Source organism: Shewanella livingstonensis (assembly GCF_003855395.1).
In the GTDB taxonomy this organism is placed as follows: Bacteria; Pseudomonadota; Gammaproteobacteria; order Enterobacterales; family Shewanellaceae; genus Shewanella; species Shewanella livingstonensis.
Genome location: NZ_CP034015.1, coordinates 2,417,291 through 2,441,292, shown reverse-complemented (window position 1 = coordinate 2,441,292; position 24,002 = coordinate 2,417,291). Strand labels below are relative to the sequence as shown.

Annotated in this window: 21 protein-coding genes; 11 read left to right on the top strand and 10 right to left on the bottom strand. The window is 40.5% G+C overall.

The features are described 5' to 3' along the window. The first annotated feature begins 116 nt into the window (after positions 1-116). The 5 genes from ubiG (at position 117) to yfaE (ending at position 6,095) form a co-directional block, all read left to right on the top strand. Positions 117-839, top strand: coding sequence for a bifunctional 2-polyprenyl-6-hydroxyphenol methylase/3-demethylubiquinol 3-O-methyltransferase UbiG (ubiG, locus tag EGC82_RS10525; protein WP_124730719.1), 723 nt, complete (start codon positions 117-119; stop codon positions 837-839). A 121-nt stretch (positions 840-960) separates the two neighbouring features. Further along, complete coding sequence (locus tag EGC82_RS10520) at positions 961-1,623, top strand: HAD family hydrolase (RefSeq protein WP_124730718.1); 663 nt, start codon at positions 961-963, stop codon at positions 1,621-1,623. Positions 1,624-2,215: 592 nt separating this feature from the next. Then, positions 2,216-4,504, top strand: coding sequence for a class 1a ribonucleoside-diphosphate reductase subunit alpha (nrdA, locus tag EGC82_RS10515; RefSeq protein WP_124730717.1), 2,289 nt, complete (start codon positions 2,216-2,218; stop codon positions 4,502-4,504). 72 nt (positions 4,505-4,576) lie between these two features. Continuing rightward, positions 4,577-5,707 carry a class Ia ribonucleoside-diphosphate reductase subunit beta gene (gene nrdB / locus EGC82_RS10510; protein ID WP_124730716.1) on the top strand — a complete coding sequence of 377 codons (1,131 nt, stop codon included), beginning with the start codon at positions 4,577-4,579 and terminating at the stop codon, positions 5,705-5,707. Further along, complete coding sequence (yfaE, locus tag EGC82_RS10505) at positions 5,697-6,095, top strand: class I ribonucleotide reductase maintenance protein YfaE (protein ID WP_124730715.1); 399 nt, start codon at positions 5,697-5,699, stop codon at positions 6,093-6,095. Before nrdB ends, yfaE begins: the two co-directional genes overlap by 11 nt. A gap of 147 nt (positions 6,096-6,242) precedes the next feature. On the opposite strand, the gene EGC82_RS10500 is transcribed toward yfaE, so the two are convergent. The 3 genes from EGC82_RS10500 to EGC82_RS10490 form a co-directional block, all read right to left on the bottom strand. Next, the gene (locus tag EGC82_RS10500; protein ID WP_124730714.1) at positions 6,243-6,539 is read right to left on the bottom strand and encodes a 2OG-Fe(II) oxygenase; all 297 of its coding nucleotides are present in this window, start codon (positions 6,537-6,539) and stop codon (positions 6,243-6,245) included. A gap of 331 nt (positions 6,540-6,870) precedes the next feature. After that, positions 6,871-7,593: a hypothetical protein gene (locus EGC82_RS10495; protein WP_208646893.1), complete on the bottom strand. Its 723-nt coding sequence runs from the start codon at positions 7,591-7,593 to the stop codon at positions 6,871-6,873. A gap of 175 nt (positions 7,594-7,768) precedes the next feature. Then, positions 7,769-8,917, bottom strand: a complete 1,149-nt coding sequence (locus EGC82_RS10490; protein WP_124730713.1) for a BamA/TamA family outer membrane protein — start codon at positions 8,915-8,917, stop codon at positions 7,769-7,771. A 594-nt stretch (positions 8,918-9,511) separates the two neighbouring features. Between EGC82_RS10490 and EGC82_RS10485 the strand changes: the two genes are divergently transcribed. Together EGC82_RS10485 and EGC82_RS10480 are read left to right on the top strand one after the other, a co-directional pair. Continuing rightward, positions 9,512-10,375, top strand: coding sequence for a PA4780 family RIO1-like protein kinase (locus EGC82_RS10485; RefSeq protein WP_124730712.1), 864 nt, complete (start codon positions 9,512-9,514; stop codon positions 10,373-10,375). 452 nt (positions 10,376-10,827) lie between these two features. Beyond that, a complete protein-coding gene (locus tag EGC82_RS10480) occupies positions 10,828-11,160 on the top strand; it encodes an EF-hand domain-containing protein (protein WP_124730711.1) in 333 nt (110 codons plus the stop codon). A gap of 236 nt (positions 11,161-11,396) precedes the next feature. On the opposite strand, the gene EGC82_RS10475 is transcribed toward EGC82_RS10480, so the two are convergent. After that, positions 11,397-11,690 carry a hypothetical protein gene (locus tag EGC82_RS10475; RefSeq protein WP_011637597.1) on the bottom strand — a complete coding sequence of 98 codons (294 nt, stop codon included), beginning with the start codon at positions 11,688-11,690 and terminating at the stop codon, positions 11,397-11,399. Positions 11,691-11,979: 289 nt separating this feature from the next. Here EGC82_RS10475 and EGC82_RS10470 point away from each other — a divergent pair, with 289 nt between their 5' ends. Further along, positions 11,980-12,654: a haloacid dehalogenase type II gene (locus tag EGC82_RS10470; protein WP_244212442.1), complete on the top strand. Its 675-nt coding sequence runs from the start codon at positions 11,980-11,982 to the stop codon at positions 12,652-12,654. A gap of 152 nt (positions 12,655-12,806) precedes the next feature. Further along, positions 12,807-13,676, top strand: coding sequence for a glutathione-dependent disulfide-bond oxidoreductase (yghU, locus tag EGC82_RS10465; protein WP_124730710.1), 870 nt, complete (start codon positions 12,807-12,809; stop codon positions 13,674-13,676). Positions 13,677-13,844: 168 nt separating this feature from the next. On the opposite strand, the gene EGC82_RS10460 is transcribed toward yghU, so the two are convergent. Further along, positions 13,845-15,860, bottom strand: a complete 2,016-nt coding sequence (locus tag EGC82_RS10460) for an NADPH-dependent 2,4-dienoyl-CoA reductase (protein WP_124730709.1) — start codon at positions 15,858-15,860, stop codon at positions 13,845-13,847. A gap of 163 nt (positions 15,861-16,023) precedes the next feature. On the opposite strand from EGC82_RS10460, the gene sppA reads away from it, so the two are divergent. After that, positions 16,024-17,868 carry a signal peptide peptidase SppA gene (gene sppA / locus EGC82_RS10455; protein ID WP_124730708.1) on the top strand — a complete coding sequence of 615 codons (1,845 nt, stop codon included), beginning with the start codon at positions 16,024-16,026 and terminating at the stop codon, positions 17,866-17,868. A gap of 130 nt (positions 17,869-17,998) precedes the next feature. Beyond that, positions 17,999-19,012, top strand: a complete 1,014-nt coding sequence (ansA, locus tag EGC82_RS10450) for an asparaginase (protein WP_124730707.1) — start codon at positions 17,999-18,001, stop codon at positions 19,010-19,012. 370 nt (positions 19,013-19,382) lie between these two features. On the opposite strand, the gene EGC82_RS10445 is transcribed toward ansA, so the two are convergent. The 5 genes from EGC82_RS10445 to EGC82_RS10425 form a co-directional block, all read right to left on the bottom strand. After that, positions 19,383-19,664 (bottom strand): YeaC family protein, encoded by a 282-nt coding sequence (locus tag EGC82_RS10445; protein ID WP_124730706.1) that lies wholly within the window; start codon positions 19,662-19,664, stop codon positions 19,383-19,385. Next, on the bottom strand, positions 19,661-19,978 hold the full coding sequence (locus EGC82_RS10440) for a zinc ribbon domain-containing protein (protein WP_124730705.1): 318 nt from the start codon (positions 19,976-19,978) through the stop codon (positions 19,661-19,663). Before EGC82_RS10440 ends, EGC82_RS10445 begins: the two co-directional genes overlap by 4 nt. 53 nt (positions 19,979-20,031) lie before the next feature. Next, a complete protein-coding gene (locus tag EGC82_RS10435) occupies positions 20,032-21,156 on the bottom strand; it encodes a M14 family metallopeptidase (protein ID WP_124730704.1) in 1,125 nt (374 codons plus the stop codon). Positions 21,157-21,254: 98 nt separating this feature from the next. After that, entirely contained in the window at positions 21,255-21,917 is a 663-nt protein-coding gene (locus EGC82_RS10430) for a response regulator transcription factor (protein WP_124730703.1), read from the bottom strand. A 158-nt stretch (positions 21,918-22,075) separates the two neighbouring features. Continuing rightward, positions 22,076-23,875, bottom strand: coding sequence for a DUF885 family protein (locus EGC82_RS10425; RefSeq protein ID WP_124730702.1), 1,800 nt, complete (start codon positions 23,873-23,875; stop codon positions 22,076-22,078). Positions 23,876-24,002 lie beyond the last annotated feature (127 nt).

Here is a 24,002-nt window from a genome sequence, read left to right as displayed (position 1 = left end):
CACTTAAATGGATGTTTTATGAACAAGTGTGAATGCGCAAAGCCATTGTTGACTACTATTTGCAAAGGTTATCGCTATAATAGCCAGCATACTTTATTAAACACTTAGGTTACGTTATGTCACACGCTGAACAGTCGACTCCCAATGTAGATCCGCTAGAGATCGCAAAATTTGAAGCCATGGCGCAAACTTGGTGGGATCTCAATGGCGAGTTCAAGCCATTACATTTACTTAATCCACTGCGTTTAAACTACATTGACCAAACTGCTGACGGTATTTTCGACAAAAAAGTATTAGATGTAGGCTGTGGTGGTGGCATTTTGTCAGAAAGTATGGCGCGCCTTGGTGCTCATGTTGATGGGATTGATATGGGAACAGAGCCGCTTGAAATAGCAAAACTGCACGCATTAGAGTCTGGCGTTTCCGTTAACTATCTTAAAACTACCGCTGAAGCGCATCGCGATAGTCACCACGAGCATTACGATGTGGTAACCTGCATGGAAATGCTTGAGCATGTACCCGATCCACAATCGGTTATTCAAGCGTGTTGTGACATGGTCAAACCTAATGGCTTTGTATTTATCTCGACCATTAATCGCAATATGATGTCATATCTGCAAACGATTATTGGTGCGGAGTATTTGTTAAAAATGCTCCCTATTGGTACCCACGACCACAGTAAATTTATTCGCCCATCGGAACTGATGGCTTTGGTCGATAACACCGACTTATTGTGTAAAGATGCGCTGGGAATTACCTACAACCCTTTGTCGGGAGTGTTTAAGTACACCAAAAGCGTTGATGTAAACTATATGATAGCCACTCAAAAAATTGATTGATCATCCAGGTGATTCTTTTCAACATTTCAACGTGAATGCAGCACAGTAGCGTTATGTTATTCAATAACGCTAAAAGGGTTGTGTGAATCGATTGTCATTATTCCCAGTTAGGAGCGAGCCCTTGCATAAGCACGATATAAAAGGAGTACTGTTTGATTTAGACGGTACCTTAGCCGATACCGCTCCTGATTTAGTCCAGGCATTAAATCTCAGTTTGGATGAAGCCGGTTTTAACGTCCAACCGCTGGAAATGATGCGCCACGCGGCATCACATGGCAGCTTATATTTAGTTAAAACAGCTATTCCTGACGCTGATGAATACGTTCAAGTTGAAATTCAGCAGGCGCTCTTGCGTCATTATGCCCGCATAAATGGCGACCATAGCCGTTTATTCGATGACCTACCCGAGCTCTTATCTTTATTAGATTCACAAGCTATCCCTTATGGCGTAGTGACCAATAAACCTGCTCGCTTTTCCCGGCCATTAGTGGAAAAACTGGGCTTAACCTATAAATTAAAAGCTATGATCAGTGGCGATAGCACCCGCCACTCTAAACCTCATACCGCTCCAATGCTGTTAGCAGCACAACAAATTGCCATTGCTCCTCAAAGTATCTTATATCTAGGCGATGCCGAACGCGATTTAGTTGCCGCGCGCAATGCGAGTATGATTGGGGGGGTTGCCTTATGGGGGTATTTATCTACTACAGACCAACCGGACACATGGCCAGCTAGCAAGCAATTTGAACATGGTGCGTCACTAAAGCAATTCTTCACTGAATAATGACCGTATTTGGGCATAACGTTAGCGGGTTATTTTTGATAAATGAACAAAGCATGAGTGAAGTTTAACGGGTCTTATTAGGCTGAAATGAACAGTTAACCAGCACCAATTTCCACCCGATCAAAACCAACAAAAGATCAACCAATAAACGGTCTATTTTTTTTGATCGCTGTTTATTTTAGCGATCAAATTTTTCTCATTTGATGGATTAAAAAATATCATTTATCAAAAACTCTTTATGAATTTGGGCTCTAGGGTTAGTTGTTACTAACCCTGCCGTTTATCCTCAAGTTATCCACAAGAAGTTAATGAAATTGTGGCTTGCAAAAAAGCTCAAACCTCACTATCTTGTATCTTAGATTTTAAATAACACCATATCTTGTGTGTGGCTAACAATCAAAACACTACTCTACGATATACCAAAGGATGTAGTTGCTAACTGAATGTACTGGTACTTAACTGCCATGTTGTGAGTACACCAGCTTGATTGTTTTAACATGGAATTGTTTTGTCACTGGTTCGGATCGAATCAAGCAGCACGGCATCCAACAACAGATCACATGATTAGATATAAAACCAAGGCCTCTCTTCAATGAATAGCAATATGACAGTCACTAAACGCAGTGGCGAACGTGAATCGATCGATTTAGATAAAATTCATCGCGTGATCACTTGGGCAGCCAAGGGATTAAAAAACGTCTCAGTATCTGAAGTAGAACTTCGATCTCATCTGCAGTTTTTTGACGGCATTCCAACAGAAGCCATTCATGAAACGATCATTAAAGCTGCGGCTGACTTGATCTCTCCAGAGGCGCCTGATTACCAATTTGTGGCTGCCCGCTTAGCAGTATTTCATTTACGTAAAAAAGCCTTTGGCCAGTTTGAGCCGCCAACATTATACGACCATGTCACCAAGTTAGTCGAAATTGGTAAATATGATAAGCATATTTTGGCCGATTACACGCGCGAAGAAATTGAAACATTAGACACCTATATCGATCACTGGCGCGATATGAACTTCTCTTATGCTGCGGTTAAGCAATTAGAAGGCAAATACCTAGTGCAAAACCGTGTGACTCATGAAGTATATGAAAGCGCGCAGTTTTTATACATATTAGTGGCGGCGTGTTTGTTTGCACGTTATCCAAAAGAAATCCGTTTGAAGTACATTAAAGACTTCTATGACGCGACATCTTTGTTTAAGATTTCACTTCCTACGCCAATCATGGCTGGTGTACGTACCCCTACTCGTCAGTTCAGCTCATGTGTGTTGATTGAGTGTGATGACAGCCTAGATTCAATCAATGCGACTGCATCGTCTATCGTTAAATACGTTAGCCAACGTGCTGGTATTGGTATTAACGCAGGTCGTATTCGCGCCCTTGGCAGCCCTATACGCGGCGGTGAAGCATTCCACACCGGTTGTTTACCATTTTATAAGTATTTCCAAACTGCGGTGAAGTCTTGTTCTCAAGGCGGCGTACGTGGCGGCGCAGCAACCCTTTTCTATCCTTTATGGCATCTAGAAGTTGAATCGCTACTGGTGCTGAAAAATAACCGTGGTGTTGAAGATAACCGTGTACGTCATCTTGACTATGGTGTGCAGCTAAACAAATTGATGTACCAACGTTTGATTAAAGGCGAATATATCAGTCTATTTAGCCCATCAGATGTGCCAGGTCTTTATGATGCCTTCTTTGAAGACCAGGTTGAATTTGAACGCTTATACCTACAGTACGAGCAAGACAGCAATGTGCGTAAAAAGCAGATTAAAGCGGTTGAACTGTTTTCACTGATGATGCAAGAGCGTGCTTCTACTGGGCGTATCTATATTCAGAACGTGGATCACTGTAATACTCACAGTCCGTTTGACTCTAAAGTAGCACCCATTAAGCAATCTAACTTATGTTTAGAAATTGCTTTGCCGACTAAGCCACTGACAAACATTGATGACCCAGACGGTGAAATCGCATTATGTACTCTGTCAGCACTTAACTTAGGTGCAATTACCGATTTATCTGAACTTGAGCCACTAGCTGATTTAGCCGTACGTGCCCTAGATAACTTACTTGATTATCAAGATTACCCAATTAAAGCGGCACAAACGAGTTCAATGAATCGCCGTACCTTAGGTATTGGTGTCATTAACTTTGCTAACTACTTAGCTAAAAACGGTAAAAAATACTCAGACGGTTCAGCAAATAACCTAACTCACAAAACCTTTGAGGCGATTCAGTTTTATTTACTCAAAGCATCAATGAACCTAGCTAAAGAGCAAGGGGCTTGTCCGTTATTCCACGAGACTACGTATTCGAAAGGTATTTTACCTATCGATACTTACAAGCGTGATTTAGACAAGATTTGTGACGAACCATTGCACATGGACTGGGAAAGCTTACGTAGCGACATTAAGCAGTATGGTTTACGTAACTCAACCTTGTCTGCACTAATGCCGTCAGAAACCTCATCGCAAATTTCAAATGCGACTAACGGTATTGAACCTCCACGTGGGTTAATCAGTGTTAAGGCCAGTAAAGATGGTCAGCTAAAGCAAGTAGTACCTGACTTCGAGCTACTTAAAGACAAGTACGAATTACTTTGGAACATGCCAAACAATGATGGTTACATCCAACTTGTTGGTTTAATGCAGAAATTTATTGACCAAGCTATTTCGGCCAACACCAACTATGACCCAAGCCGTTTTGAAGGCGGTCGTGTACCAATGCAAACCTTGCTAAAAGACTTGCTAAGCGTATACAAACTGGGCATTAAAACATTGTACTATCATAATACTCGCGACGGTGCTTCTGATCAGTTTGACGACATTATTGCTGTCGAAGAAGAAGACGATGACTGTGGCGGTGGTGCGTGTAAAATTTAATCATTACTTTATCTATATTTAGCGGGGGCCTTCCCCGCTTTTTGAAAAATGCGTTATCAGGACACCTAAATAATGGCTTACTCAACATTTTGTCAAACACCTAACGATTCAACCAAAGAACCTATGTTTTTCGGTCAAACCGTTAATGTGGCACGCTACGATCAACAGAAATATGAAGTCTTTGAAAAACTAATTGAAAAGCAATTATCGTTTTTCTGGCGTCCAGAAGAAGTTGATGTCAGCCGTGACAAAATTGATTTCGGTAATTTACCTGACCACGAACAGCATATTTTCTTATCCAATCTGAAATACCAAACCTTACTTGACTCAATTCAAGGTCGCTCACCGAATGTGGCATTTTTGCCTTTGGTATCGCTACCTGAATTAGAAACGTGGATTGAAACATGGTCGTTTTCTGAAACCATTCACTCACGTTCGTACACTCACATTATTCGTAATATTGTTAATAATCCATCGGTTGTATTTGACGATATTGTGCAAAATGACGAAATATTAAAGCGTGCCGGTGATATTGCCGCTTATTACGATGACTTGATTAACCTCACCCAGATTAATAACTTGCTAGGTGAAGGAACGCACGTCATTAACGCTAAAGAAATCACTGTTAATTCACGTATACTTAAAAAGTCATTGTATTTGTGCATGATGTCGGTCAACGCTTTAGAAGCGATTCGTTTCTATGTCAGTTTTGCCTGTTCTTTTGCTTTTGCTGAGCGTCGTGTCATGGAAGGTAACGCCAAAATTATTCGCTTAATTGCCCGCGATGAAGCGTTACACCTTAATAGCACACAACACATTTTAGCTTTAATGCAAGGTGGTAAAGACGACCCTGAAATGGGTGAAATAGCTGCTGAGTGTAAGCAAGAAGCGTATGACTTATTTGTTAAAGCAGCTGAACAAGAAAAAGCATGGGCTAAATACTTATTCAAAGATGGTTCAATGATTGGTCTTAATGAACAAATATTATGTCAATACGTTGAATTTATTACTAACCAACGAATGAAATCAGTGCATTTACCACAGCCATATGAAGAGCTATCAAACCCTCTTCCATGGATGAAGAATTGGTTGGAAAGTGACGCTGTACAAGTTGCCCCACAAGAAGTAGAAGTGTCTTCATACCTTGTTGGACAAATTGATTCTTCCGTTAATAGCGATGAGTTTTTAGATTTTGACCTATAACAAATTTTTCAAAAAAGCGCCTATCGTAAGCTTGAAAGGACAGCCGATTATTTTATTTGACGGCCAACATTCAAGCTTATTAGCCGCACTTGAGTCGAAAAAAGTACACGTATTTTCAGAGTGTCGTAACGGCTTTTGTGGTGCGTGTAAAACTACGGTGATATCAGGAGAAGTTAGCTATATCACTGAGCCGTTGGCAGAATTGAAATCCAACGAGTGCCTACCTTGTTGTTGTGTGCCAAATGGCGATTTAAACCTCAAACTCTCTACCGAGGGAGTTCAAGTGGTCGCTAAGCGACAATACGCTACGGCAAGTGATACCCATAAGCAGACAACAGCATTAACTCAACAGTTACAGAGTAACCCCAAACTGGTTCATGAAAGTTAATCGATTAACTTATCGGTACGGTATTATTGATTGCAGTTTGTTGATTGCTGTTGATTTATAGAAGTTCATTTATAGCCGTTAAGCGATTACAAGTCGGGCACTCAAGTTTGAGCCTGTTGATCAACAGGCCAGATTAAGTCCATCAGTTTATATATTCAATGCAAAACTTAATAATACTCGTTTGCCAGACTCAATCTTCGTCACGCTATGCTCATACTTATCAGGACGAAACAAGTATACCCGCCCCCATAAATTCACTATGTATTTTGCACAACTAAACACCCCACCCACTTTAGGTTGCACCAATACAAAATTCAATTTGTAGTAGCGCCCTTGTTGTACCGGATCGATATGTATCATCACTCGATGATTAGTATGGTAAGTCACTAAATTTATCGACAAAATGCGACTGCTAAAAATGGCTTTATTTACCACGTTGGCCATGACGGCTCCAATGGGAATATTAGCTGGACATTATATCAATGTAATGTAACAAAGGTGGTCATATTCACCAGCCAAAAGAGTCTAAGATAGACAAACTCAGGTAATCCCAATAGGAGATCGATAATGTTATCTAGCCTATGCTATTGGAAGGGTTGTTACCATTACATGGGATGGCGGGCATAAAAGGATTTGTTACAACGTGGTTTACATGGTTAATGAGCACATTCGAGCCTGCTAATCATGTTCAATTACCTATTACAACCAAGGCCCGTTGACTTAAGTTGTTTACCCGCCAAAGAAACTTACCCGTCACAGAAACCCAGGTTAATCGTTAATTCTTTGCTATTGGGTCGCAAGATGAAGCATAACTATCCAGTTCAATAATACCTTGTAAAATCATCCCATGATAATGCGCTTTTACCAGCTGATAATTCATACTTGGTGCAAAAAAGTATGTCACTTCTTCCGCCCCTGTCTGTTCAACCGGTATAAGTTGTATTTTGCCCCAAGGTTTTATGGCTACCATTAATGTGTCTTTCACATAGAACTGATAGGGTTCAATCGCATCAGAGGCTTGTCTTATTAAGGCAAACTGTTGTCTACCATTGATTACATTCTCACGAATTTGAATCGCCAAGGTGTCAACATCTCTTAATGGTATAGTGCTCGATTGATAATTTGTCACTTCTCCATCGACATCAACTCGAGATCCAAGGCCATGATGATCAAGTGTGACTTGCATGTCTCGAGAACGAAAACCACTTACCCGTTGATGAAACGTGTTGGTCAGCCATTCATTAGTGGTATCTGACCACGATAACTCAGTACGCTGTTGATATTGAGTGCCAATACCTAAAATACTGGCTTTACTTGTTGAGGTAATAACTGCCGATTTACCTTGCCAATTTTCAGTGCGTGTCATATTACCGGTATGCAAGCCACTAAGATAAATAGAGTAGTTAAAGTTTCGCTGACAACTCTGTTTGATATTGTCACTGGCTAAGACGCTATTACTGTGCAGTAATCCACTTGAAAGGCCAACTATCATCAGCATTCTAGTTGTCGCTATACAGACAGTGCTAGGCGTACTGACAGAGCAATACATTGTCAGTCTCCGTTTGATCTGCGCCATTAATGTCACTAGAAAAAGCATATCAGTTTTTTTACCTTACAAATAATATGACTATAAAGGTCTTATTATCAAAAATAAGACCTTACCAAATACCGCCTTAAAAAACTTCATTCACATTTAAGTAGAAGTTGGTTTCATTTTCACCGACACCAACATCAAAGCGTAAATTAATATTATCTTTAATCTTAAAACGAAATCCGGTGCCATAGGCAGTTAAAAGCGTATCCGTGAGCTCACTTACTTTGGGTGCAACACTACCAACCGCGCCCCAAAACACCATGCCGTAACGTTGAAATATTGGTAAGCGATATTCAACCTGGCCCATCATCATTTGCTCATCTCGATATCGGCCTCGAATGTAACCTCGCATTGCATCGGAGCCACCAAGATCAGGTAATAAATTCCACGGCACGTCACCACTCGTAAGGTGTCCCTGGACTTGCCAAGCGATTAACCCTGGTGTCGAGCCTAAGTCTATATAGTTAGCTAATTCAATGTTATAAGTAGAAAAAGAATCGAATTGATCATTTTGATATAATCCGGCATCAATCTGAAACAACCAACCTTTAGTGGCATTTAAGCGGTAATCTCTTGAGTCATAGATGCTGGTAACAACAACGCCAGAACTGAAGTTGTCTGGCAAAAGAGTATTTGAATCCACTGATGTTTCTGTCGCAACTAATTCTAAGCTGTCTGCAGTGGTATAAATAAAGTCAGCACCCACGCCAATAAAATAGTTACTGACCACTTCAGTCATCCAACGTGGTTTAAAACTATATAGTTGCTCTTTAAATTCATGATGATTAAGATCTTGGTCGCCTTGTTCAATCCCTACGCCATAATAAACAGCGGCTTCATTATGCAGTTCTAAGTCCAGCAACAACCGCTGCTTACCTTGGTTTAAAAACGTCATATTTTCAACTTGAACGCCATAGGATTGATTCACTGAAGCAAATGAGTTCAATACCAATGATGAGGGTTGCTCTTCGCTTGAGGCATTATCGGTTTTATACAAACCCACCATTAATAAGCCCACACCAAACTTTTTCTCTGGGGTGTAATAAGCCGTTGGTAAATAACTCATATCAATGACTTTAGTGTCATCGAACTCACCATCGGCACCAAATACAGAAAGAATGTCATCAATCCATGTTGGTTGCATGTCTTTGGGGGTTTCAAATAGAGGTTCAACTGCGTTGGCGGTGTTAGAAAAAATAAATAATGCTAGAAGTAAGGTCCGTTTCATAAAAACTCTATTAAAATGTTGAAGAATTAGGCTCGCATGATGACTTCCATGCCAAATGTTGTAATCAATGTTTTGTTAGTTAAATCCATAGCGTTTTGTAAAAATAGAGGTTATCGATAAAAATTCAAATAACGTCTGTAAATAACGTCTGTAAATAACAATTAAATCTTAAAGAATTATCCTAGCCATCACTGAATAATGACTGAATAAAAACTTAACGTTTGTTGAAGATTAGCGTTATCAAAGTCTGAATTTAACCATTAGCTCTATATCTAGTGTTAGCCTAGGCATACTATTATACGGTAATCTTTTTTACCGAGTGATATTATTACCCTCAATAACGGCGAATAATATACCACGTTTAGCGCTTAATATTGACGATAACCCAACATTCAACATATCAACAGTACTGGATACAAAGGCTAAAACTAACGAGCTGTAGCTGATTAGCTACAGTATTTTTATTCATTAAACAAGGGTGTATAAGCTACAAATTAAGCACAATTATGGCTCATTTAATCAGTGAATCATCATCAAGTAAAAATTATTTCCTTAGATATATCATCCAGCGCGCAAGTAAGGTATAACGACGCTATGAAAACGCCTATACGATTACAACCACTGGTTGACGATGGTCTCGTCGATGAAGTGATAAGCCAACTCATGAGTGGCAAAGAAGCTACGGTCTATATGATCAGATGTGGCGATGCGATCCGCTGCGCGAAAGTGTATAAGGAAGCCACTAAACGCAGTTTTAAAAAAGCAGCACAATATCAAGAAGGTCGAAAAACCAAAAACAGTCGTCGTGGTCGAGCCATGGAAAAAGGCTCTAAATACGGTCGAGAAGAACAAGAAAAAGCCTGGCAAAATGCCGAGGTCGATGCGTTATACAAATGCGCCGCCGCTAAAATTAGAGTACCAGTGCCTTATGGTTGCTTTGATGGGGTGCTATTGATGGAGTTGATCACCAATATGCATGGTGATGTTGCACCTCGATTAAATGACGTTACGCAGATGAGTGAAGAGCAAGCACAAAGCCAACATTACACTATGATGGGTTATGTTGTGCGTATGCTGTGTGCTGGTATTGTCCATGGCGATTTATCAGAGTTTAACGTATTGGTCGACAAGGATGGTCCTGTGATCATTGACCTGCCCCAAGCCGTTGATGCATCCGCAAACAATAATGCCAAGGCGATGTTATTTCGTGACGTGAATAATATGACTGACTACTATTCGCAGTTTGCCCCAGAATTAGCCGCAACAAAATATGCTAAAGAAATGTGGGCCTTGTATGAACAAGGTGAGCTAACACCTGAAACACAATTGACCGGTTTGTTTGAAGAAGACACTACCGCAGCTGATGTCGATTCAGTATTAGAAGAAATTAACGCCGCATTTGAAGAAGCGCAAGAAAGACGTGAGCGCATGAGTGATGCAAACAACGACGAGTATTAAGTCGATCGTTTATATACTCACGTGAACACTTAGGGAGACTTACCGACAAATTATCGAATACATGATCGAATAAATTGTCAGTAAGTCCCCCTATTCAATTAGCTCCCCCCTTAATTAACGCCAAGCCAACCCAAGTTGACGGCTAATTACCCCTAGTGAATACCAAATTAGTACCGAATTAAGACGCTACCTCAACTAAGTAAGTTGGTTAACCATAACCGCTGGCCACCTAAACACTGCACTTTTATGCGACAATTGTTAACGCTATCGTGTGTAAAAACAATCTCATTACTGGCTAAACGTCAATCTGTTCCTTTTTCCCACATAGCCATGAGTAAACCGTTATGTTTGCTAAAAAGTAATATTATCAATTTACATACTTTATATAACCTTGTTTTCTGTATGGGTTAATAGGCATATAATGATATTGAAACATTAACAAGGAGAATATTATGAGTCGCTATGTTCTATCGGTATTACTAGTTTGTCTTACTATTTCTACGTCAGCTAATGCTATCAAAAATGAAAATGTAAATGGAATGATGAGAATGTCTCAGATGCCTGCATTTTCAGATTTTGATACTAATCAGGACAAATTGATATCTGAAGAAGAGTTTGAGCGCTTTCAAAAAGCCAGGCAAGCATTGCATAAATCTGAAGGTCGTCTATTAAAAAACTCATCGAATTGTGATGAAATGTTTGAGCGTATCGATTTGGATCACAATAAGTTTATTGATGCAGAAGAATTTCAATCTCATCGGGAAATGATGAGAAAGTCTACATAATCTCAGTTTGGGATATCTACATAATCTCTGCTCGGGTAGTAATCAACATCGCCTTAGAGAGGTAATCAACATCACCTCTCTTTTAAATACGCTATAGCATAGCAAACGACTTAGTTTTATCTACACCTGCAAGGTATAGCGCCATTTTTCCACACCATCGGTAAGATTACTCATCACTCATTACTCATTACTCATCACTCATCACTTATTACTTATTACTTATTACTTATTACCCATTACTCCTGCGCAGCAATAAGCTTACTTTTAAATACGCCATAAAAAGCAATACAAGCGCCCGCAAAACCTAAAAAAGAGCATATTAAGCGATAATCAGTGTTGTCGATGAAGAAGTTGGCCACACTGAATACCAACAAAATGAATAAGCCAATATTTTTGGTCATCATCATTTTAGGCTCGAACATCAACCATTGCTCACATTTAGGGCACTGTGTTTCAACTCCATGTTTACCTTTACGGACTTGTTTAAGCGCTTTACGGGCAAAAATACCCTTACAACGAGGACACTCCATTTAACATTACCTTCAATAATTTTTAATCAATATAATACAATGAATTAACTCTGCATCAAAGTTTTCCTTGAACGCCAATACAGCAGTTCAAGCTAATGCCATTTAATCGCTTACATCATTTGGAACGTTCGCTCAAAATAGTAATTGAACGAATGTTATAGTTAGTTTATAGTAACTCATGGCTCACATTATGAGCGCGCAAAATCACTACAGATAAAGCTTATCGACAAGTATATCAAATGACAAAGAGCTTAAGCACATGGCTCACAACCCAAATGGAACAATGAACATGCAAAAAATGATTGGATTTGATGTTTACGGCACATTAGTGGATCCTGTGGATATGGGCCAGCATCTGCAACAATTGATTGGCGACAAGGCACAAGAATTTGGTCAATTATGGCACGACAAAAAAGTCGAATATGCATTTCGTCGTGGCTTAATGCAACAATATGAAGATTTTGGTGTGTGTACTCAACAAGCTCTGCAATATTGTTTATCTGTTTTCAACGTAACACTGTCAAACAGCGAACAACAAGATTTACTGGCTAAATTTAGTCAACTCAAGGCTTTTGATGATGTCATTCCTGGACTAGCATTACTGCGTAATCAAGGTCATACCCTGGCCGCTTTTTCCAATGGACCTGAAGTGGCGGTTCGTACACTTATGCAAAACTCGGGCGTTTTACCTCAACTACATGACGTTATCAGTGTCGATGATCTAAAGACATTTAAACCTAACCCTGCCGTTTACGATTATTTAATGACTCGTACTCAATCTGACCTCAATCATTGTTGGATGGTGTCGAGCAATCCATGGGATGTCATTGGTGCCAAAGCCGCCGGACTGAATACTGCTTGGATCCAAAGAGACAGTAAAAAAATATTTGATCCTTGGGGCATTGAGCCTGATATCACCGTCAGTAATTTAATCGAATTAAGTGAACAGCTAGATTGCCTGTAATAAATAACTAACATGCTGCATTTAAACAATAAAAGCATAACTCATACGCGTTGATGCTAATACATTAAAACGTTACACGCTACACTAACAACATGGTGCTAAGCGCATTATCAATTTACTTAACCTGCTAACAGGTTGCACGAGGATATTTTATGACTAACCAATATACCCCACCTAAAGTTTGGCAAAATAATACCAATGGCGCGAATAAGTGGGCGAACATTAATAGCCCTGAGTCAGGTGCAAGATTTGATAAAGCGCTGCCAGTCGGAAAACATGCTTTGCAACTCTACTCCCTTGGCACACCAAACGGGCAAAAAGTAACTATTTTGTTAGAAGAGCTACTGGCCTTAGGCATTAAAGAAGCTGAATACGATGCTTATCTGATTAACATCGGCGAAAAGGATCAATTTTCATCAGGGTTTGTTGCAGTCAATCCAAACTCAAAAATACCCGCTTTATTGGATAAATCAGCTGATGAAGACGAAACCGTATTTGAATCTGCCTCAATTTTGGTTCATCTAGCAGAGAAGTTTAACCAATTCCTCCCTAAAGATGGCAAAGCCAGAACACAAACCTTTAACTGGTTGTTTTGGGCTCAAGGTTCAGCGCCGTTCCTCGGTGGTGGCTTCGGTCATTTCTATGCTTATGCCGATGAAAAACAGGAATATCCAATTAATCGCTTTGCTATGGAAGTTAAACGTCAGTTAGATGTGTTAGATAAACAACTGGCAAACAACACCTTTATTGCGGGTGAAGAATATAGCATTGCCGACATTGCTATTTGGCCTTGGTATGGCAACTTAGTCTTGGGCAATTTATATGAGGCTGCCGAATTCCTAGAAGTAGAGACTTATACCAATGTTGTTCGTTGGGCTAAGTTGCTTGAAACTCGTGAAGGGGTCCAACGTGGTCGTATCATCAATCGCTCTTGGGGTGAAGCATGGGAACAAGTTCCTGAGCGTCATTGCGCTGAAGATATTGATAAGGTTCTAAAGCTACGTCCTAACACCGTTAAATAAGTCTGCCGCTAAAGTTTGGCGCGATTGTATCCTTATACCAATTCAAATAATTATTTTATTGAAATACTAAAAAGCCTTCTGCATTACAGAAGGCTTTTTATATTTAGGTGTCAGAGACCGAAATAACGTAAATGGTGAACGTTAGTTCAAGCCAGATGGCGTAACTAATTAAATACTCATCGCAAGTTCTGCACCCTGGCGAATAGCGCGTTTAGCATCCAATTCTGCCGCCACATCGACCCCACCAATTAAATGCACTGGTAATCCGCTGGCTTTCATCTCATCGACAAGGCTAAGATTAGACATTTGTCCCGCGCACAACACCACATTATCAACAGCCAGAATTTCAGATTGCTCGCCAATTTTAATGTGTAAACCTTGCTCATCAAACTTTTCGTAGCTTACACCGGTTTTCATGCGAACTTGATGTTGCTTTAACACGCTGCGATGGATCCAACCAGTCGTTTTACCTAAACCTTTACCCATTTTGGTGGTTTTACGTTGCAGTAAATACACTTCACGACCTGGAATATGCTCAGCTTCTTGCGTTAACCCACCGGCATTTTGATAGGTTTTATCAATGCCCCATTGTTTTAACCATTTATCGGGTTGCAAAGTGCTCGACTCTAACTCGCATAAGAAATGCGCCATATCAAAACCAATACCGCCAGCGCCAATCAATGCTACCGTTTTACCTATTTCAACTTGGCCTGTTAATACTTGTTGGTAATCGACCACTTTAGGATTATCAAAACCTGGTAATTCCAACGCTCGCGGCACCACACCAGCGGCGATGACCACTTCATCAAATTTATCATTAGCTAATACTGTCGCATCCAATTTAGTATTGAGGCGCAGCTCAACGTTATGAAGCTTAATTTGGTTAATGAAATATCGAATAGTTTCATTGAACTCTTCTTTACCCGGGATTTTACGCGCTAAATTAAACTGACCACCCACTTCTGACTTGGCTTCAAACAACACCACTTCATGACCACGAGATGCAGCATAGACAGAGAACGCCATTCCCGCAGGACCGGCGCCCATAACAGCGATACGTTTTTTATTCGCTGTTGGAGTAAAATTAATTTCTGTTTCGTAACACGCTCGCGGATTGACTAAACACGTTGCCCGTTTCATCGCAAAGGTATGGTCCAAACACGCCTGATTACAACCAATACAGGTATTAATCAATTCAGGAGTATTAGCAGCGGCTTTATTAACAAACTCAGCATCGGCTAAGAATGGACGCGCCATCGACACCATATCAGCTTGGCCAGAGGCTATAATCGACTCGCCTATTTCTGGAGTATTAATTCGGTTGGTAGCAATTAATGGTATTTTGATTTCTTTTTTAAGTTTTTCAGTCACCCAAGAGAATGCACCACGCGGTACGCTAGTAGAAATAGTCGGTACGCGGGCTTCATGCCAACCAATACCGGTATTAATAATACTCACGCCCGCTTGCTCAAGCGACTTTGCCAGTTGCACCACTTCATCCCATGTTGAACCATTGTCAACTAAATCGAGCATCGATAAACGGAACACAATAATAAAGTCACTGCCAACCTTCTGCCTGATAGCATTAACGATTTCAATCGGGAATTTAACCCGGTTATCATAACTTCCGCCCCATTCATCGGTGCGTTTATTGGTGCGTGAACTGATAAACTGATTAATCAAATAACCTTCTGAACCCATCACTTCAACGCCATCGTAGCCAGCTTTTTTAGCTAGCGTGGCGCTGGTGGCATAATCTTTAATGGTAGACCGCACTTGACGAGCAGACATTGCCGAAGGGGTAAAAGGGGTAATCGGCGACTTAATTTTACTCGGTGCTAAGCTAAAAGGATGATAGCTATAACGCCCAGCATGTAATATTTGCATGCATATTTTTCCGCCCGCTTGATGCACAGCATCGGTGACAATTTTATGTTTACCCACTTGCCAAGAAAAGCTTAATTGGCAAGCGTGTGGGGCTAAACGTCCACGCAAGTTCGGCGCAATACCGCCTGTGACAATTAAGCCAACACCACCTTGAGCACGCTCTTTATAAAATGCTGCCAGTTTCTCAAATCCGCCTTTTTCTTCTTCTAAGCCTGTGTGCATGGAGCCCATTAACACGCGGTTTTTCAGCTGTGTAAAGCCTAGATCTAAAGGTTCTAATAAGTGTGGAAACGACATTCAAACATCCTTTTTAAACAAGTGATTTAAACCAGCATACCCCGACAGTAAATTTTGCTCAATCATTAAAACGCCCGCCTGTTAAAAACCTTTACAATTCAATTTCACATTTATATTGATTTTCAGTTAGGATGGCTACATTAGACAGATAAAGGAGTGGCAAATGTCCGCTAAACCCTCGTTTTTAAAAAGGATGTTTTTACTGTTATGGAATACAGTAAACGGTATCCGTAAGTTAATCATCAACGTTATATTTTTTGGTTTGTTAGCCGTCATTGCTGTAGCAGTACTCAACAGTGAAGATGAAATTGTCATCGAAGACCAATCAGCCTTAGTATTGAACTTGTCTGGTAGCATAGTGGATCAAAAACATTATGTAGACCCGGTCGAAATGGCATTTTCCCAAGGGCAAGCTAATGATCCTGAAGGTGAAATTTTATTAGCCGATGTTCTTTATACTATTAATAACGCTACTGAAGATGCCCGAATTAATAGCATCGTTTTAGACTTAGCCAATCTTCAAGATGCCGGTATTAGTAAAATGACCGCCATCGGTGAAGCGTTAACTCAGTTTAAAGCCGCCAAAAAGTCGGTGATTGCCATGGCCAATGGTTATGATCAAAACCAATATTTTTTAGCCAGCTTTGCAGACAAAATATACCTTAATAACCAAGGTATGGTGTCCCTTGATGGCTTAAGTCGTTACCGTTTATATTACAAGGCGGCACTGGAAAAACTAAAAATTACCACTCATGTATTTAGAGTAGGTACATTTAAGTCAGCCGTTGAGCCCTTTATCCGTGACGATATGTCTGATGCCGACAAAGTCGCCAGTAAAGAACTGTTAAATGATATTTGGCAGAGTTATTCATCAATTGTGGCCAGTAACCGTCAAATCGCTCCAGACCAATTAGTGTTAACTACCGATGAGTACCTAGCTCAGCTTGATAAAGCTGAAGGTGACAGTGCGCAAATGGCAGTAAACATGAAATGGGTTGACGAACTTGTTTCTGCTGATGCGTTTCGTGTAGCCATGATCGACAGAGTGGGTAGTGATAAAGAAGGTAAAAACTTTAAGCAAATCAGCTTTAATGATTACCGCTCTTTAACAGCACCAATGCCCAAGTTTGTTGAAAATGATTCTGTAGCCATTATCGTTGCTAAAGGTACCATTCTTAACGGTAAACAACCTGCTGGACAAATCGGTGGCGAAAGTACTTCGGCATTGCTGATGAACGCACGCTTTGACGATAAAGTGAAAGCGGTAGTGTTGCGAGTTGATAGCCCTGGTGGTAGTGCATTTGCCTCAGAGCAAATTCGCCAAGAAGTGTTAGCACTAAAAGCGGCAGGTAAACCGGTTGTGGTTAGCATGGGTAGCCTTGCTGCATCAGGTGGATATTGGATATCTGCCAGTGCTGATTATATTGTGGCTACACCAACGACCCTAACAGGTTCAATTGGTATTTTTGGCATGTTCGCTACGTTTGAGCAAGCACTTAATCATTTTGGTGTAACCTCTGATGGTGTAGCAACATCTGATTGGGCTGGCTTATCTCCTACTCGAGAACTAAATCCTCAAGTGGCTGCGGTAGTACAACGTCATATTGAACGTGGCTATCACGAGTTTATCTCTTTAGTCGCTACCGAGCGCCACATGACGTTAGAACAAGTCGACGACATTGCTCAAGGCCGAGTATGGACAGGTAAACGCGCATTAACCTTAGGCTTAGTTGATGAACTAGGTGATATGGATGTGGCATTAGCCAAAGCAGCTGATTTAGCTAAAATGGATAAATTTGACGTTAAAGTGATTGAGCAAGAGCTTAGTGCTGAACAGCAAATTATGCAGCAAATCATGGGCGCTTCGGCCGCCTACGTGCCTGACAGTGTTCGCCAAACCAGTGTTGTGGAGAAATTTGTTAAGCAATGGGCTGGTGCATTTGAAACATTATCAATGTTTGATGACCCTAATCATGTCTATATGTATTGCGAAAACTGTAATTATTAATAATTACGTGACCCAAGATGAAGATTGTTCAAAAAAAGCCTGCTTAGCAGGCTTTTTTATTGGGGATCGATAAATAAACTCGTATAATTTACATAATCTGCAATCGTTGTTTAATAAGAGCCCTTCATTTATGCCAAAACGTTCGATTTACGTAGCCTACACGGGCGGTACCATCGGGATGCAAAAAACGGCTAATGGTTTTGTGCCAGTCTCTGGGTTCTTGACCGATTGTGTGCAGTCGATGCCTGAATTTTATCATTGCGAGATGCCTGAGTTCGTTATTCATGAATATAGCCCATTGATAGACTCATCTAATATGGCGCCAACAGATTGGCAAATGATTGCCAACGATATTCAAGCAAACTATGAAAAGTATGACGCTTTCGTCATTTTGCATGGCACAGACACCATGGCTTATACCGCATCGGCACTGTCATTTATGCTGCAAGGTTTATCTAAGCCAGTTATTGTAACCGGTTCACAAATCCCACTGGCGCAATTGCGCTCAGACGGTCAGATAAATTTGCTCAATTCGCTGTATATTGCCGCAAACTACCCTGTTGCTGAAGTCTGTTTATTTTTTAATAACAAGCTGTTTCGAGGTAATAGATCAACTAAAGCTCATGCTGATGGCTTTGATGCATTTGCATCACCTAACTTCCCTATGCTGCTTGAAGCGGGTATTAAGATTAATCTTAAAGCAGGTAAAATAACCAAACCAACAGGTGCTCCTTTAGAGGTTGTTACCATTAGCCCACAACCTGTGGGTGTGGTGACGCTTTACCCCGGCATCTCTACTGATATTTTTAACAATATTTTGCAACAACCGGTAAAAGCACTGATTTTATTAACCTTTGGTGTAGGCAATGCGCCACAAGATAAAAAATTGCTTGATACGCTTAAACAAGCCGATGAACGCGGCATTATATTGGTCAATTTAACCCAGTGTTTCCAGGGTAAAGTGAATATGGGCGGCTACGCCACGGGCAATGCGCTAGCACAAGCTGGCGTGATCAGCGGTGCAGACATGACCATTGAAGCCGCGCTAGCCAAACTGCACTATTTGCTCTCGATTGGATTGACCTCAGCGCAAATAAAGCAACGTATGCAGGAAAACCTGGCTGGTGAACTGACACTTGATTAGATAACCTGAGCTCGGGATAATAAACGCCTTTCAAACAGCCCTTTGTCCTGCTAATTGTGTTGAATAGACTTACAATAGGCTCGCTATTGACGCGTCAATTAGCCTTGTTAGCATAACAAATGACAAGCTTGAAAGTGAGCTTGGTTAACATGCTGATGTTAAATAACTAAGTTCATCCTTATCTCGAGTTCAGGTTAGATAACATTTTATTAATCTGGCAACACATAACATTGCAGTGGTTTAACACTGTTAAGCCTTATGTTGTGGTATTCATAAACTTATTAGTCAAACTCAATTACCAAAATCCGAATACAAAAATGCGAGCTTATTAGCTCGCATTTTTTATGTTTCATCTATATCGATAATCAGCTTACAAATCAGCTTCTTTAAACTCAGCGATAGGATCGCCTTTAAACTGTTTTTTTAACTCTGATTTAGATAATTCATTAATGTTACCACCGGCTGCGATAGTAAAATGTTCAGTTTGCTTCAGCTTACGCGCTTGATACAACATCACTACTTGTAAGGTCGACTCACGCTGCTGATCCGTTAATACCTTACCATCATCCCATTTACCTAACTCGGTTGCAGACAACAAGCGTTGGTACACTTCTTCAGGCATTTCATCAATCACTTTATTGATATCGTTCATACTGATTTCCGTTTATGTAACACTATTCTGACTCGGGTAATAAGGTAGCCTGTAAAGCCAATAACAAAACTTGCTATCGCGATATAAGAAGTTAACCCTTGTGCAGGCTCTCCCCCCCAAAACCACACGACAACCCCTGCGATAAACAACGTCAAAAAAATAAAGCTTTGGGTCATTAAGCTATTTGAACGCTCAATATGGCTAATAATCGTTAATGACTCAGTATTACCACCCAAATCGGTTTTACAATGCTGACATTGCTTAGCCTGACTTGAAATACGCTTTTGACATTTAGGGCATGCAACTAAGGCCATAATTTACTTTACCTGCTGATCATTTAAAATTAAATTTAACGCTTATGTGGACGTTACAGCTGATCAACTACAGCTAACATCGCCACTAAAGACGCTTCACCTAAATATACGCAACGTTCTGGAGACCAGCCCACAAATGGATCGGCTAAATTGGCATTGTCTTTAAATGGCATCTCTAAGGTGTTCGATAAACAACTGAACGTGTTAGCAACCCAGTTAGAGCCTACAGTTAAATTAGCTTTACCAGGTTCATCCTTGTCATAACCAAACTCAGTTTGAAAATCAGCACTAGCAATCGTTAATGCACTCAGGAATTGCTGTTGTAATGCCGCCATTTTGTCATTGTAGTTTGGTACACCTTCACAACCAGCAAGGAATACATAAGGTAGGCCTTCATCACCGTGAACATCGTAAAATAAATCAACACCGGTTTGGTGCATTTTATTGACAACATAATACACCTCAGGACTTTTTTCTAAGCTGGGAGTTTGCCATTCACGGTTAAGATTAGTGCCCACAGCATTAGTTCGTAAATGCCCGCGAGCACTTCCATCTGGGTTCATGTTTGGCACAACATAGAAATTGGCTTTGTCTAATAAGGCTTTCGACGTTGGACAGTCGCTGTCAAGCAACTGATTTAACAAGCCTTCGACTAACCATTCAGCCATAGTTTCACCGGGATGTTGACGTGCTGTAATCCAAATATTCTTCTTATCTGGGTTACCATCGCCAATTTTAAGCAAACTCATGTCGCGGCCATCAAGGGTTAAACCGAGGTGTTCAAGACTCACTGCAGGATGCAATTGTACTTCGCTGATTAAATCTAAATGACGTTCGTAGCTGTACGGCGCAAAATAGGCAATTTGAATTGCCTCACAATCTAGTTCTGCATAAATGGTTAATTTGCCATCTACATATTGTGTTGGCAATCTAAACCACGTCTGGCGATCATAACTGGCAACTGCTTGATAGTCTTCCCAACCTTTTGGATAAGATGCGTTAGCTGCATTCATAATATTAAGGGTATAAGTCTGGCCAGCTTCCCCTTCTAGACGAAAGTTAAACCATTGATAAAACTCACCGCCGAAATCGGGACGAATGGCGAGTTGTATATCGTCATGTTTATCAATATTAATGACGTCAATGTTACCGCCGTCGAAATTTGCTGTAATCCGCATTAGATTATCCTTTAATATGTTTGCACTTATTTTATCGGCTTAATAAAGCCTTATTTTATGCGCCATAGCTTACCAAATGCAGCAATTGCTGTGAACCTTTAAAAGTTAAAGCTGTACCCTTGGCCGCGAACGGTATTAATAAGTTCGCGTGGTAAATTACGTTTAACTAATTTACGTCGTGTATTACTGATGTGCATGTCTAAATTTCGGTCAAAACGGCCTAATTCCTTGTGCAACACTCGGCGTTGCAACTCTTCTTTGGTCACAACCACACCTTGACGCTCAAATAAATATTTAAATAGGCGGTATTCTGTTTGAGTCAATACCAAGGACTTGTCAGCAAAACTAATGGTGTAGCAAGTATCATCAAAGCCAATATAATCATTCACTGTGTCATTAACCGGCACCTGTATGCGCCGATGTAACACATTAAGACGCAGTTGTAATTCGCGGACGTTGATGGGTCTTGCTAGGTAATCATCTGCACCTAACTCTAACGCATTAATGCGCTCAAGTTCGCTGCTACTATCTGCTAGCACAATAATTGGGGTTCGGGTTTGTCTTGCGACTAAGACCCAAAATGAATCCATTTTAGGAACCGAAAAATCTAATAATATCGCTTCGAGCTGAGTTGTCTCCATTTGGATCAATGCATCAAAAGCATTGTTAACACTATGAACACTATAACCCTGCTCACTCAGTTGTTGACCTAAGTCACTTTTATCGGAAAGGATATGTTCAATGAATAGGATATTGTTCATGCTCAGCCATTTAATGATAACGATTACCATTAAGATTATCATATTGATTTAAGTGTAACCAGATATAATCCACCTTGCTGCCCTTTTCATTAACAAAAAAGGCCTGAAAATTCAGGCCTTGAGACATTTGTCACAGTAATGGGTAACACATCATTAGATTATTTTTTTGTCATCAACTGCTTAATAAATTTAACCGGGGCACTGCCGTAACTTAAAAACTGTTCGTGGAACTGTTTTAAATCAAAGTCATCACCTTGCTCGGCTTTAAGCTGCTCACGAAAATCATAAATTTCACGATAACCAGCGTAGTAACTGGTTAATTGTACTTGGCTTAACGTCGCTCTACGCCATTTCCCTTCAGCTTCAGCGCGCTGTTGGAATGCTTCGCTCTCAAGTAAATCAATGACCTCTTGCTCGCCCATGCCATTGACTTGAATGCTGTAGTCTACAATAGTGTTACAAATAACCCGTAAATTCCATTTGTAATACATCAACCACATTTCAGGTTCAAAATTACCATAACCTTCTTCAAGCATCATTCGTTCGGTATACACGGCCCAACCTTCAATCATGGCACCATTACCAAATAAGCTTTTCACTAAACTAGGCGACTGATTTGAAAACACTAGCTGAGTGTAGTGCCCTGGGATAGCCTCATGAATATTCAGAACCTGTAAAATCCAGTGATTATATTCACGTAAATAGCTCTCTGCCGACTCATCACTCATGTCATCAAGGGGTGAAACATTGTAGTAGGTATTACCGCCTTTATCATAAGGTCCTGGTGCACTGATAGAAGCTCCCGCAAAACCACGCATGTATTCAGGCGTTTCACGCACAATTAACGGTTTTTTAGGATCAAGTGTTACCAGTTGTTTGTCATTCACAAACTTAATCAGCTCTGGAATTTGCTTACGTACTTCGGCAACAAAATCTTCCCGTTTAACATGCTTGCTAGACAGCACATCAATAAGCTGACGAATGGCTTGTCTTTCATCAGCAGGTTTAGGGGTAGCGATGTATTTTGACCAAAGGGTGTCAGTTAACTTAGCCATTTCTTGTTGCACATGATTTTTATCTATCACGGCTTTGTCGTATAACTGTTTAGCGGTCATGCCAGACTGAATATCGAAAGCAAACTTTTCTTCGTATAAGGTTTCACCAATGCGAAAGTCACGGGCACCATTTTTAGCAAGCTTGGTTTCCAGCACCGTTAGCCACTCAATATGTTGCTTAATGGCTGCCGTTGCGGCATCAAAACGCTGAGTAAATAAGGCCTTCTGCTCTGTCGTTAGCCCAGAGTCAGTAACTTGTTGCACGAGTGCATCTGACAATACCGAAAATGCGCCTTGGTTTTGCATAATCGCTAATTGAGTATGCTCAAGTGTCGGATCGATAATATTGTTTTGTGCTGCTTCATAATAGGCTGGTACATTTTCAAGACGGGCAATCACCGAGGTTAACCGTTCATCTAACGGCGCAAAATCCTCATTAATAATTTGCGCAAAGCCGCCGGCAACATTGTAATTAGACGGATCCCACTGCCAACCTTTAAATCGGGTAATTTCCCATTGCATTGACTCCACTAAATTATTCAGTAATTTATAATCGATTAATTCATTGGCTGACAATGATTGTGGTTCAAATTGAGCCAAAATCGATTGCTGTTGCTTAACAAATGCTAGAGTTTTGTCACGACTCGCTTGATTAGGGATATCTAAATAGCCATCATTAACATGTTTACCACTGTACAAAGCCCTAGTTGGTGACAGTACCCACAACTCATCGATAAACTGTTGTGAATATTCGTTAAAGTTTAATTTTGCCACCGCTGCAGTTGTGCTAGCCTCTGCCATGACCATATTGCCTGGTGCATTTTGTTGGACCGAGTTATCACTGCAGCCAGCCAGTGCAGCTAAGGCGAAAGAAACCGCCAAAGGAAGTAGAGCTTTTTTCATTTGTTATCCCTTAAATTGTTATTGTTTTTAGTGTAAATAGCGTTATTTTATCGTGCTGCTTCTAGCGCTAGTAGGTTTGCTTTTTAGTGCGCATAGGCTGGTAAGACATTGTGCTACTACGATTATA